Annotated in this window: 9 protein-coding genes; 1 reads left to right on the top strand and 8 read right to left on the bottom strand. The window is 69.1% G+C overall.

What is annotated here, in order from left to right; translation table 11 throughout:
• Positions 1–13: 13 nt before the first annotated feature.
• The 8 genes from PIGHUM_RS07625 to PIGHUM_RS07590 all read right to left on the bottom strand — a co-directional run bounded on the left by PIGHUM_RS07625 (position 14) and on the right by PIGHUM_RS07590 (position 11,982).
• Complete coding sequence (locus PIGHUM_RS07625; protein ID WP_124078838.1) at positions 14–703, bottom strand: ABC transporter ATP-binding protein; 690 nt, start codon at positions 701–703, stop codon at positions 14–16.
• A 7-nt stretch (positions 704–710) separates the two neighbouring features.
• Entirely contained in the window at positions 711–2,384 is a 1,674-nt protein-coding gene (locus tag PIGHUM_RS07620) for an ABC transporter permease (RefSeq protein ID WP_124078836.1), read from the bottom strand.
• Between the two features lie 30 nt (positions 2,385–2,414).
• Positions 2,415–3,440: a Fe(3+) ABC transporter substrate-binding protein gene (locus tag PIGHUM_RS07615; RefSeq protein ID WP_124078834.1), complete on the bottom strand. Its 1,026-nt coding sequence runs from the start codon at positions 3,438–3,440 to the stop codon at positions 2,415–2,417.
• 101 nt (positions 3,441–3,541) lie between these two features.
• Complete coding sequence (locus PIGHUM_RS07610) at positions 3,542–6,634, bottom strand: efflux RND transporter permease subunit (RefSeq protein WP_124078832.1); 3,093 nt, start codon at positions 6,632–6,634, stop codon at positions 3,542–3,544.
• 19 nt (positions 6,635–6,653) lie between these two features.
• The gene (locus PIGHUM_RS07605) at positions 6,654–7,775 is read right to left on the bottom strand and encodes an efflux RND transporter periplasmic adaptor subunit (protein ID WP_124078831.1); all 1,122 of its coding nucleotides are present in this window, start codon (positions 7,773–7,775) and stop codon (positions 6,654–6,656) included.
• A gap of 71 nt (positions 7,776–7,846) precedes the next feature.
• Positions 7,847–9,295 (bottom strand): efflux transporter outer membrane subunit, encoded by a 1,449-nt coding sequence (locus PIGHUM_RS07600; RefSeq protein WP_124078830.1) that lies wholly within the window; start codon positions 9,293–9,295, stop codon positions 7,847–7,849.
• A 284-nt stretch (positions 9,296–9,579) separates the two neighbouring features.
• Complete coding sequence (locus PIGHUM_RS07595) at positions 9,580–10,602, bottom strand: porin (protein ID WP_124078829.1); 1,023 nt, start codon at positions 10,600–10,602, stop codon at positions 9,580–9,582.
• Between the two features lie 345 nt (positions 10,603–10,947).
• Entirely contained in the window at positions 10,948–11,982 is a 1,035-nt protein-coding gene (locus tag PIGHUM_RS07590; RefSeq protein WP_160142198.1) for a porin, read from the bottom strand.
• Between the two features lie 236 nt (positions 11,983–12,218).
• Between PIGHUM_RS07590 and coq7 the strand changes: the two genes are divergently transcribed.
• Positions 12,219–12,863, top strand: coding sequence for a 2-polyprenyl-3-methyl-6-methoxy-1,4-benzoquinone monooxygenase (gene coq7, locus PIGHUM_RS07585; RefSeq protein ID WP_187697764.1), 645 nt, complete (start codon positions 12,219–12,221; stop codon positions 12,861–12,863).
• The last annotated feature ends 6 nt before the right edge of the window (positions 12,864–12,869 follow it).

Genomic DNA, 12,869 nt, shown 5'->3' with positions numbered 1-12,869 from the left:
TAAGGTGACTGGTCTACGAATGCTGAGGTAATCCTTCCCACCCCACCATCCGCCCCTCCCGCATCACCCCCACATAATCCGCGAATTGACGCGCCTCGCCCTCATCGTGGCTCACCAGCACCGCGGTCTGCCCGGTTCCCTTCAAAATCCCCCGCACCTCCGCAGTCAAACGCGTCCGCGTAGCCGCATCGAGATTGGAAAACGGCTCGTCGAGCAACAGCAGCCCCGGCGCCGGGGCGAGGGCGCGCGCGAGCGCGATGCGTTGCTGCTGGCCGCCCGACAGTTCGTGCGGATATCTTCCGCCGGCATCGGCCAGGCCCACGAGGGCGAGCAAGTCGGCCGTGCGCGCCCGCTGGGCGGCGCGGGGCTGGCGGCGCAGGCCGAAGGCCACGTTCTGCGCGGCGGTCAGGTGGGGGAACAGCGCGTATTCCTGGAACATCATGCCGACTTGCCGTTGCTCGGGCGGCAGGTGGACGCGCGTCGAGGACAGCAGCCGTTCGCCCAGCCGGATCTCGCCCTCGCGCACGGGTTCGAAACCCGCGATGGCCCGCAAGACGGTGGTCTTGCCGCAGCCGGAGGGGCCGAGCAGGCAGGCGATATGGCCGGCCGGCAAGTCCAGGTTCAGGTCTTGAACCACCGGGTACAAGCCGTCGGGTGTGTCGTAGGCCAGGCTGAGGTCGTGAAGGCGCAGGGCTTCGCTCATGGTTGATCTATGCGGGATGCGTGGCGTCGGGAGCGGACGGCGCGGGCCGTTCCTGCGCGAGCTGGGTTCGCGCCAGCAGGATGACGGGCAGCAGTCCGGCCAGGACGATGCCGAGCGCGGCGATGGCGCCTTCTTCATACGTGCCTCTGGCGGCCTCGGCGTAGAGCCAGGTGGCCAGGGTGTCGAAGTTGGCCGGCCGCAGCAGCAGCGTGGCGGGGAGTTCTTTCATCGTGTCGACGAAGACGAGTAGCGCGCCGGCGGCGATGGCGGGGCGCAGCAGCGGCAGGTGGACGCGGCGCAGCGTTCCGCCCGGGTTTTCGCCGAGCAGGCGCGATGCCTGTTCCAGCGCCGGCGGGATGCGCGCCAGGCCGGCTTCGATCCCGCCTACCGGCATGGCCAGGAAGCGGATGATGCAGGCGACGACCAGCACGGCGCCCAGGTCCATGAGCGGCAGGCCGGGCAAGCCCAATACCTGCGCGATGCCGGCGTCGGCGGCCAGGCCGGGCGTGAGCAGGCCTATGGCCAGCACGGTTCCTGGCACCGCGTAGCCCAGCATGGACAGGCGCGCCGGCCAGCGCATGCCGCCGCCGGCGGCGCCCTGGCGCGCCGACCAGGCCACGATGAGTCCCGCCGCGACGGCCAGCGCGGTGACGCCGAGCGCCAGCATCAGCGTATTGCCGAGGCTGGCCAGCAGCGCATCCGAGACGCCCTGGCCCAGCCGCAGCCGCTTGGCGGTTTCCCATACCAGGTAGGCGGCGGGTGCGATGAAGCCGATGAGCACAGGCGAGGCTACGACCGCCGTGGTGGCCCAGGCCAGCGGTCCACGCAGCCGCAATGGGCCGATCGGGCGCATGCGCTGCACGCTGCCGAAGCGCTGGCGGCGCCGGCCGTGCCGCTCCACCAGCACCAGGGCCACGACCAGGAGCAGCATCGCACAGGCGATCTGGGCCGCGCCGGGCAGGTTCGAGCGTGTGATCCAGGTGGTGTAGACGGCGACGGTGAGCGTGTTCACGCCCAGGAATTCGGAGGCCCCGATGTCGTTGAGCGTCTCGAGCAGGGCGAGGCTCACGCCTATCGCCAGCGCGGGCCGCGCCAGCGGCAGGGCCACGCGCCGGAAGGCTCCCCAGCGGCCTTCGCCCAGGCTGCGCGCGGCTTCGAGGAGATACGCGGGCTGGGTCATGAACATCGCGCGCGCGGTGATGTAGACGTAGGGGTAGAGCACGAAGCCCAGCACGAAAATGGCGCCGCCCATGGAGCGCAGGTCGGGCAGCCGCCATTGGCGCGGGCTGTCGTAGCCCAGCAGTGCGCGCAGCGCTCCCTGCACCGGACCGATGGGGTGCAGGAGGTCGAGGTAGGCGAAGGCCACGATGTAGGCCGGCATGGCCAGCGGCAGCAGCAAGGCCCAGTGCAGCACGCGGCGGCCCGGGAATTCGTAGGCGGTCACCAGCCAGGCGCAGCCCGTGCCCACCACCAGCACCAGTACTCCCACGCCGACCAGCAGCACGGCCGTGTTGCGGGCGGCGTCGGGAAGCACGTGGCGGACCAGGTGGGACCAATGCGAGAGGTCTTCGCCGAGCGCCAGCCATGCGAGCGAAAGCACCGGCACCAGCACGCCCAGCGCGATCAGTACCGCCGCGGCCTGCCATAGCGGTCCGACCGCTCGCAATCCGCGCGGCTTCATCGAGACGGGCAGCGGCCCGGCAGCCTGCGCTTACCGGTCAAATCCCACCTCGTCGACCAGCACGCTGGCCTGTTTGCGGTGCTTGGCGATTTCTGTGAGCGGCAGCGGGTCGACTTTGACCTCGCCGATGTTCTGCGCTACGACCGGATCCAGCATCACGCCCCTGCGCACCGGATGCTCGTAGTTGCCTTGGGCGTACAGGTTCTGCGCCGGCTCGGACACCAGGAACTCCAGCAGCTTCACGGCATTGTCCCGATTGGGCGCGTTGCGCGCCACGGCGGCGCCGCTGATATTGACGTGCGTGCCGTTCGTCTTGGCGAAGGTGGGGCGGATCACTTTGATGGCATCGCCCCACTTGCGCGCGTCGGTGCCTTCTTTGGCGGACTTCATGTGGCCGACGTAATAGGAGTTGGCCAGACCGATGTCGCAGATGCCGCCGAGGATGTCGCGCGCCACGTCGCGGTCGCCGCCGGTCGCTTTACGGGCGAGATTGGCCTTCACGCCTTGCAGCCATTGCCTGGTCTTGGCCTCTCCGTCGTGGGCGATCATGGCGGCGATCAGCGCCGTGTTGTAAGGATGCTGGCCGGCGCGGATGCAGACCTTGCCCTTGTATCTGGGGTTGGCCAGATCCTCGTAGCGGAAGCTGGTCAGCTTCGATCCTTTGTCGGCGTAGAGCACCCGAGCGCGCATCGACAAGGCGAACCACTGGCCGTCCGCGCCTCGCAGGTTGGCCGGGATGGCCGAGTCCAGCACGCCCGACTTCACCGGCTGGGTCACGCCGCCTTTCACCAGGTCGAGCAGGTTGCCGATGTCCACCGTCATCAGCACGTCGGCGGGCGAGCGCCCGCCCTCGGCCTTGACGCGTTCCAACAGCCCATCTTTGACGAATACGGTATTCACCTTGATCTGAGTCTGCGTGGTGAAGACCGATAGCAATGGCTGGATCAGGCCCGGCTCGCGCGTGGTGTAGAGGGTGACTTCGTTCGCTGCCAGCGCCGGCAGCGCAGCCATGCCAAGCAAACCGGCCACTGCCGTGGCATACAGATGGCGGATCATGGAGTTTCCTTTTATATGAGTATCGAGCGACGGCTCCCCCGCGAGAGACGGCTCCCCGCCATTCTAGCAATGGGAATGATTTTCATTAAATGAAAACGCCGTCAGGATCTCGACCCCACACGCCTTGCCACCCGCCCCACCCACTGCGAAAAATCATCCACGAACAAGAACACCACCGGAATCACCAGCAAGCTCAGGAAAGTCGACGTAATCAACCCGCCCAATACCGCGATCGCCATCGGCGAACGGAAGCTGGGGTCGGCGGCGCCGATGCCGATGGCGATGGGCAGCATGCCGGCGCCCATGGCCATGGTGGTCATGATGATGGGGCGGGCGCGCTTGTGGCAGGCGTCCACCAGCGCATCCCAGCGGCTCATGCCGGGCACGGCGGGCCGTACGTCGGTGGCTGGGTGGCCGCGGCGGGCGAGGATGGCGTATTCGACGAGCAGGATGGAGTTCTTGGTGGCGATGCCCATGAGCATCACCAGCCCGATCAGGGAGGGCATGGAGAAGCTCTTGTGCGCGATGAGCAGGCCGACGAAGGCTCCTCCCAGCGACAAGGGCAGCGCCGCGAGGATGGTGACGGGGTGCAGGAAGTGCTTGAACAGCAGGACGAGCACGATGTAGATGCACAGCACGCCGGTCAGCATGGCCATGCCGAAGCTTTCGAACAGTTCGCCCATGACTTCCGCGTCGCCGACGGTGGCCTGGCGCACGCCGGAGGGCAGGTGGGCGATGGACGGAAGTTCGGCGACGCGCTTGGCGACTTCGCCCAGGTCGGCGCCGGCCAGTTCGATTTCGAAGTTGACGTTGCGGGTGCGGTCGTAGCGGTCGATGACGGAGGGGCCGGCGGAGAAGTCCAGGCTGGCGACCTGGCCGAGCATGACCGGGCCGCGGGCGCCGGGCACGGCCAGGCGTTCGAGCAGGGCGAGGTCCTGGCGCGCGGCGTCGTCCAGGCGGATCATGATGGGGACCTGGCGCTGCGACAGGTTGAGCTTGGGCAGCGAGATGTCGTAGTCGCCGACGGTGGCGATGCGCAGCGTGTCGGCGATGGCGGTGCTGGTGACGCCGAGGTCGGCAGCCCGCGCGAAGTCGGGGCGCACGGCGATCTCGGGGCGGATCAGGCTGGCAGTGGAGGTGACGTTGCCCAGGCCGGGGATGGTGCGCAAGTCTTTGGCGACGGCCAGCGCGGCGGCGTCGAGCGTGGCGGGGTCTTCGCCGGTCAGCACCAGCACGTATTTGTTGTTGGCGCCGCCCAGCCCGACGCGGCTGCGCACGCCGGGTATTTCCTGCAGCGCGGTGCGCATTTCGTCTTCGATCCGTTCCTTGCGCGGCCGCTCGTCGCGCGGGTCGAGCTGGATGGTGAGGGTGGCCTTGCGGACTTCGGGCGCGCCAGCGGCGAACGGGTCGCCGCCCGCAGTGCCGCCGCCGATGGTGGTGTAGACGCTGCGCACGTGGGCGATGCGCTGCAGGCGCCGGCGCGTCTGTTCGGCGGCTTCCAGCGTGTCGGCCAGCGTGGAGCCGGGCTGCAGTTCGAGCACGACCTGGGTCTGCGAGTTGTCGTCGGCGGGCATGAAGCCGGCGGGCAGGAGCGGGATCATGGCGGCCGAGGCCAGGAAGAACAGCGCGGCGGCGATGACGGTGAGCCAGCGGTGGCGCATGCACGCGGCGACCCAGCGCATGTAGATGCGCAGCCAGCGCGGATCCTCGCCGGCATCGGCCGCGGGCTTGAGCAGGTAGGCAGCCATCATGGGGGTGAGCACGCGCGCCACGACCAGCGAGGCGAAGACCGCCAGCGCCGCGGTCCAGCCGAACTGCTTGAAGAAGCGCCCGGCGATGCCGCTCATGAAGGCGGTCGGCAGGAAGACGGCGATGAGGGTGAAGGTGGTGGCGACCACGGCCAGGCCGATCTCGTCGGCGGCTTCCATGGCGGCCTGGTAGGGCGTCTTGCCCATGCGCAGGTGGCGCACGATGTTCTCGACCTCGACGATGGCGTCGTCCACCAGGATGCCGATGACCAGCGACAGCGCCAGCAAGGTGATGACGTTGATCGAGAAGCCCAGGAAGTACATGCCGGCAAAGGCGGGGATGACCGACAGCGGCAGCGCCACGGCGGAGATCAGAGTGGCCCGCCAGTTGCGCAGGAACAGCCAGACCACCAGCACCGCCAGCAGCGCGCCTTCGTAGAGCAGGCGCATGGAGCCGTCGTATTCCTCTTGCACGGGGGTGACGAAGTTGAAGGATTCTCCGATCTGCAGGTCGGCGTGCTGGCGCTCGATCTCGCCGAGCACGCGGTGCACGCCGGCGGCGACGTCGAGCTCGCTGGCGCCGCGGCTGCGCGCGACCTCGAAGCCGACCACGGGCTTGCCGTCCAGCAGCGCGGCCGAGCGGCGTTCGGCGATGGTGTCGCTGACGGTGGCCACGTCGTCCAGGCGGATGGAGCGGCCATCGCCCAGCACCATGCGCAGCTCGCCCAGTTCGCGCGCGGTGCGCACGGTGGCGAGGGTGCGCACGGGCTGTTCGCCGGCGCCGATGTCGGTGCGGCCGCCCGAGCTTTCGCGCTGGATCTGGCGCAGCTGGCGCGAGATGTCGGCGGCCGAGGCGCCCAGCGCCTGCAGCCGCAGCGGATCGAGCGCGACGCGCACTTCGCGCGTGACGCCGCCGACGCGATTGACCGCGCCCACGCCGGGAACGGCGAGCAGCTTGCGGGCGATGGTGTCGTCGACCAGCCACGACAGCGCTTCGTCGTCCATGCCGGTGGAGCTGACGGTGAAGGCCAGCACCGGCTGGCCGGCCAGGTCGACCTTGGTGATGATCGGGTCGCGCAGGTCGGCGGGCATGTCGGCGCGCACGCGCGAGACGGCCGAGCGCACGTCGTCCACGGCTTCCTGCACGGGTTTCTCGAGCTGGAACTCGGTGGTGAGGATGACGCTGCCGTCCTGGATCTTGGTGTAGATGTGCTTGAGCCCCTGCACGGTGGCGACGGAGTTCTCCAGCTTGCGGGCGACGTCGTTCTCGAGCTGGCCGGGGGAGGCCCCGGGCAGCGCGGCGGTGACGGTCACCATGGGCAGGTCGATGTCGGGGAAGTTCTGCACCTTCATGGCCTTGAACGACAGCAGGCCGGCGAAGCTCAGCAGCACGAACAGCATGACCGCGGGAATGGGGTTGCGGATGGACCAGGTCGAGACGTTCATCGGGACGGGGCTCCGGCGGTCAGCGGGCGGCGGGGGCGGCAGGCGCATCCGCCACGCGCACCGTGTCGCCATCGGTCAGGAAGCCGGCGCCGCGGCCGACGATGCGCGCATCCGCCGTCAGGCCGTCGAGGATTTCCACCCGGCCGCCGTCGCGCCGGCCGGTCTGCACCTTGCGCTGCGCGACGCGGTTGTCCGGGCCGATCGCGAATACGTAGCTGAAGGCCTCGCGCATGACCACGGACTCCTGCGGCACGGTGAGCGCGGAAGCGGTGCCGAGCTGGAACACGCCGCGCGCGAACATGCCGGCCTTGGCCGACGAGCCGGCGGCGTCCACGCCGGGCAGGTCCACGTAGACCAGGGTGTTGCGGGTCTGCGGGTCGGCCGTGGGCGCGATGGCGCGCACCTTGCCCTGCAACTGCTCGCCGCTGGCTGCGGTGACCGTGGCCGGATTGCCCACGCGTATGCGCGCGACCTCGGCGGAGGTGACTTCGGCGCGCCATTCCAGCCGTCCCTTGCGGATCATCCGGAACAGTTCGGTGCCGGGGTTGACGACCGCGCCCACGGTGGCGGTGCGCGAGGAGATCACGCCGCTGTCGGCGGCGCGGACCTGGGTGTAGCGCAGCCGCAGTTCCTGGCTGGCGAGCGCGGCGCGGGCCGATTCGACGCGCGCCTGGGCGGTCTGGCCGCCGGTGAGGTACTGGTTGATCTGCGCTTCGCTCAAGGCGCCCGAGGCCTTGAGCGATTGCGCCCGTTCCGCGTTGGCGCGCGCTTCGGCTGCGCTCGCCTGGGCTTCGGCCAGCGCGGCGCGGGCCTGGGCGATGTCGGCCTGCACCGTTTCCGCCGCGAACGTCGCCAGCACCTGTCCGGCCTTGACGCTGTCGCCGACGTTGACGCGCACCTCCTGCAGGCGCAGGCCGCCGATCTCGGCGCCTATGCTGGCCTCCTGCCAGGCCATGATGCTGCCGTTGGCCTGCAGCGCGATGCGCAGCGATTGCATCTGCGGCTGGACGGCGCTGACGGTGAGGGCGGGGCGCGGGGCGGGACCGGCGGCGTCGCTGCCGGCGGCGTGCAGCGTGGCGGCCAGCGCCAGTCCGGCGCAGGCGGCGAGCAGGGAAGCGGCGAAGGTCGGGCGTAGCGTCATGTCTGGGGCACTGTGGGTGGCGTCCGGCGGGGGACGGGTCGATAGAAGGGCGATGCGGCGAATCTGATGCGTTATGAGGCGGAGGCTCGGGGCTCGGCGGGCGCCGGTTCGCCCTGCGTCCAGCCGCCGCCCGCCGCGCGGTACAGCGCGATCCAGGCGGCCAGGCGTTCGCGCTCGAGCGCCGAGCGCGTGGTGCGCGCCGCCAGCAGCGTGCGCCGCGACTCCTCCAGTTCCAGCAGGCTCGCGAGTCCGCTGCGGTAGCTCTGTTCGATGGCGTTGAACGAGGCCTGGTAGCCGGCGACGGCCGCCTGGGCGTCGGCGGTGCGCGCCGCCGTGCCGTGCAGGTTGACCAGGGCCTGCTCGACTTCGCTGACGGCCTGCCGGGCCGTGGCGCGGTACTGGGCCACGGCTTCGTCGTAGCGGGCGCGCGCCGCGTCGATGTCGGCCACGCGGCGGCCGCCGTCGAACAGCGGCAGGTTGACCTGCAGCGGCCCGATGGTCCAGGCGGTGACGTCGGTTTCCATGCCGCGCGTGCGGAACGAGGCGACGCCGATCTGGCCGCCCAGGGTGAGCCGGGGGTAGCGCTTGGCCTGGGCGCTGCCGACTTCGGCGCTGGCGGCCGCCACGTTGCGGTCGGCATCGAAGACGTCGGGGCGCTGGGCCAGTATCGCGGCGGGCAGCGTATCGATGGCGAACAGCGCATCCGGCGGCGGCGCGGCGGGCGGGGTCTCGAGCCGCGCGCGCACTTGCGCTTCCTCCAGCGCGGTCAACGCGACCAGGGTCTTGATGCCGATGTCGCACTGCGCCCGCTGCTGGGTCACGCGGGCGGAGGCCTCGGCGCTGCTGGCGCGGGCCAGCGCGGCGTTGGCGCTGGACTGGAAGCCCGCGCGCATCGCCAGCCCCGTCAGCCGCGCGGTTTCCGCGCGCGAGGCCGCATCGGCTTCCTGGATCGCCAGATCGCGCCGGCAGCTGCGCACGCTGTTCACTTCATTGGCGACTTCGGCGGCGACCGAGGTGCGCGCGTCATGCCATTGCGCCTGCGCGCCCTGCAGCCTCGCGTCGGCGGCATCGCGCGTCGTGCGGTTGGCGCCGAACAGGTCGATTTCCCATGAAGTCTGGAGTCCGGCCTGGTGCTGGGTGGCGACGCCGCCTGCGATTTGCGAGAATCCCCGGCTGCTCTGCGTCGAGGCGTCCAGTGTGGGGCCCAGCGCGGCTTGCGCGGAGGTCCGCGTGGCCTGCGCCTGGAGGAAGCGCGAGCGCGCGGTGGCGATGGTCGGGCTGGCGGCCTGGGCGGCATCGATCAATGCGACCAGGGCCGGATCGCCGAGCTGCCGCCACCAGTCGCGCAACTGCCGGCTGCCGGCCGGCTGAGCCGCCGCAGTGGGTAAGGGCGCTTCCCAGCGTGCGGGCGTCGTCAGCGGAACCGAAGGCGCCGGCGGCTGCAGCGCGCAGCCGGCCAGGAGGATGAGGGCGGCCAGGGAGGGCCAGGCAGAGCCGGCCTTGGATCGTGCGAGGGGCATGCGAGCGAAGAGGGGCAGGCGGCCGTTGGCCGCGTTATGGTGCTTGAACGTCTCGCTAGCGTAATCGAAATGCGTGATGAATTCTGTTCCCCTGTGCTGCTCGTGCACAGGGGAGACCCCGGGCGCAGCGGATCCGGCTCTGCCGGTCCGCCAGCGCCGCCCCCCCTGGGCCCGGCGCCGGGCCGCCCCTAGGCGGGCCCAGGCTCCCTCGGGGGGCTGCCGCGTAGCGGCTGGGGGCCCACCATGCCGGGCCCGCGTAAGCGGGTAGGGGGTGGGCCTTCCTCTTAGAACGAGTGGCGCAGGCCCACGCCGAGCTGGCGGGTGCCGACGTCGCGGGCCGCGGCCTGGCCGTAGTTGCCGACGTTGTCGATGTCGCTGTAGAACGCATAGGCGTTGGTGCGGCGCGACAGCGGGTAGGTGTAGCCGACGCTGAAGCCCTTGATGTCCCAGTCCTTGGCCTTCTGGTAGGACGCGAACAGCGAGCCGGTACCGACCGGCGCCGAGGCGCCGACCATGTACGACAGGGTCTTCTTGGCGTAGCGGCCGTTCCAGCCCGGGACGTCGCCGACGTTGACCGCGACGTTGCGCTGGTCGGCAACCGCCGCGTGCAGCTTGACCACGCCGAAGTCGTAGGTGCCGCCCAGCTGGGTGGCACGGCCGACGTTGCCGCCGGTGGCGGGCTCGACCTGGTCATAGGTCAGGGCCACTTCGATGGGGCCGTTGGCATAGCGCACGCCGGAGGTGATGGCGCGGTTGTTGGTGCCGCTGACCGGGGTTTCGGTCGACGAACGGTTGAAGCTGTAGCCAATGCCGGCCTGGACGCCGGACCACACCGGCGTGAAGTACATCACGCTGTTGCTGTTGCGGACCTGGTTGGCGGCGATGAAGGTCGAGCCCATGCCGGCCTGGCGGAAGGTCGTGCCGAACGGGTCGATGTTGGTGAAGAATTGCGAGCCCAGGATGAATTGGCGGCCCAGGCGCAGTTCGCCGAAGTTGTTGGACGACAGGCCGACCCACGACTGGCGGTTGAACAGGCCGGACTGGCTGGTGGTGCCGTCGTCGGCGTTGATGCCGGCTTCCAGCAGGAAGTTGGCCTTCAGGCCGTTGCCCAGGTCTTCCGTGCCGCGCAGGCCGAAGCGGGAGTCGCTTTGCAGGCCGCTGTCGAGTGCGCTGCGGGCTTTCAAGCCGTCGGTCTTGGAGTACAGGTACCCCATGTCCATCACACCGTACAGGGTCACCGAGCTTTGCGCTTGCGCGGTGCCGGCCATGCCGGCCAGGACGGCGGCAGCGATCAGAGTCTTCTTCATTGCAAAAATCTCCATGATTACCTGGTTTCCCGAGGCAGCAGCGGGGGTGGTTGCGACGGGCTGATGGACTGCGCGATCCATCGCCGGGTGTCTGTCCGCCGCGGGTAAACCAGCGCTTCCTGGTAGGAAGCTGGAGACATTGCAGCAAAAAATACGGGTTTCTACCAAGGCTTAAAGGCTTTCAGACCTCGGGTTTTTACTAATTCTTACGGAAGTCGTCGTTTTTTTGAGACGCCGCATAAAAAATCCCGCCTCCGGCATGCAACGAAGGCGGGAAAGCTTTTCCGCTGAAGGAGGTGCTTCGGCGGCCTGGGCACGGACCCGTGCGCCCGGGCCGCCAGGACTTTAGAACTTGTGTTGCACGCCTACCGCGAACTGGCGACGGTCGCCCAACTGGCCGTTGTCGACGCGAGTCACGATGTCGCTGTACTGGTTGAACAGCGCGTACAGGGTGGTGCGCTTGGACAGCGCGTAGTTGTAGGCCACCGAGAAGCCGCCGATGTCCTTGTCGGCCTTGCCGGCGTTGAGGTTGGCGTTGTCCACGCGCTGGTAGGTGGCGAGAACGGTGCTGGCGCCGAACGGCACGGACACGCCGATCAGGTAGGCGTTCTGCTTCTTGGCGTTTTGCGCGTAGTTGGCATTGCGGATCTGGCCGTAGCCGGCGTGCAGCTTGACCATGCCGAAGTCGTAGACCGCGCCCAGTTGCAGGTTCTTGATGTCGGCCTGGGCGGGAGTGTTGTCCGCGCCGTTCTGCTGTTCATAGGTCAGCACGGCCAGCAGCGGGCCGGCGTTGTAGCGCAGGCCGAGCGAGTAGGCGCTGTTGTCGCCGTCGTTGCCCGTGGTTTCGCCGGCGGACGTGTTGAAGCTATAGCCGACGCCGCCCTGGAAGCCGCTGAACTTGGGCGAGTAGTAGAAGGCGCTGTTGCTGAAGCGGTCGGCAGGGCCCCGGACGTTGAAGATCGTCGCGCTCTGGCCTTGCAGGTAGGAGTTGCCGAACGGGTTGACGGCGCCGCGGAACCAGTTGAAGCCCAGCGAATCCTGGCGACCCAGGCGGACTTCACCGAAGCTGCCCGACACGCCGACCCAGGAGGCGCGGTCGAACAGGGTATTGGCGGTGCCCATGTCGCCGGTGTCGGCCTTGAAGCCGTTCTCGAGCTGGAAGTTGGCCTTCAGGCCGTTGCCCAGGTCTTCCGTGCCGCGCAGGCCGAAGCGCGAGCTGCCGAGCGCGCCGCTGTCGAGCTTGCTGGTTCCCGACGAGCCGTCGGACTTATCGTACACGTAGCCCATGTCGACGATCCCGTACAGCGTCACATTGCTCTGGGCATGGGCGGCGCCGGCGAAGCCAGTCAGCAGCGCGGCGGCGATGAGGGTCTTTTTCAAGTCAGTACTCCGAGTGATTTGTCAGGTGGCACGCAAGGCATTTCTTCAGTGCTCGGCCGCAAGGATGACGAGGCAAGATGTGGCGAAAATGACAGCCCTGAAATCTTCCCTTTTTGTTGCTTGGGAGCAACGAATGGGGATTGCCTATACTCTGGGAGCTACGTTCATCGTTTCCGGCATCGATCCGGCTCGGAGTTTTTCCCATGACCGCAACCGCCTCTTTTCGTCGTTCTTCTCTGCTGGATCGCGTGCTGGGCGAGGCCGATCGCGCGGTGCGCGTCCTGGGCGGCGCCGTCGCGCCGCAACGGCCCAATCCCGCGGACGCGGCGGCCCGCGCCATGCCGGGCGAGCCGGATCCTGCGGAAATGTCGGCGTCCGAGCGGCGGCATGCCGCCGGGCTGATGCGGGTCAACCACGTGGGCGAGGTATGCGCCCAGGCCTTGTACCGGGGGCAGGCGCTGGTGTGCCGCCATCCCGGCACGCGCGAAGTATTTCTGCGCGCCGCCGAGGAGGAAACGGATCACCTGGCATGGCTGGACCAGCGGCTGCGCGAGCTGCGCAGCCGCACCAGCCTGCTCAACCCGCTGTGGTATGCGGGCGCATTCGGCCTGGGCATGGTGGCCGGGAAGGCGGGGGTGGCATGGAATCTCGGCTTCATGGCCGAGACCGAGCGCCAGGTGGAGCAGCACCTGGACGGACATCTGGATGCCTTGCCCGCGCAGGATGCGCGCTCGCGCGCCATCGTCGAACAGATGGCGGCGGACGAGCGCCAGCATCGCATCACGGCCGAGCAGCAAGGCGGCGCGGCCTTGCCCGCGCCCGTGCGCGCGGCCATGCGCGGCGCCTCCAGGCTGATGACCTCGACCGCCTATTACATCTGATCGGCC

Origin of the sequence: Pigmentiphaga humi (genome assembly GCF_900606115.1) — a bacterium.
GTDB classification, from domain to species: Bacteria; Pseudomonadota; Gammaproteobacteria; order Burkholderiales; family Burkholderiaceae_B; genus Pigmentiphaga; species Pigmentiphaga humi.
The sequence above is the reverse complement of the archived record's forward strand: the minus strand, read 5'-3'. Positions and strand labels throughout refer to the sequence as shown.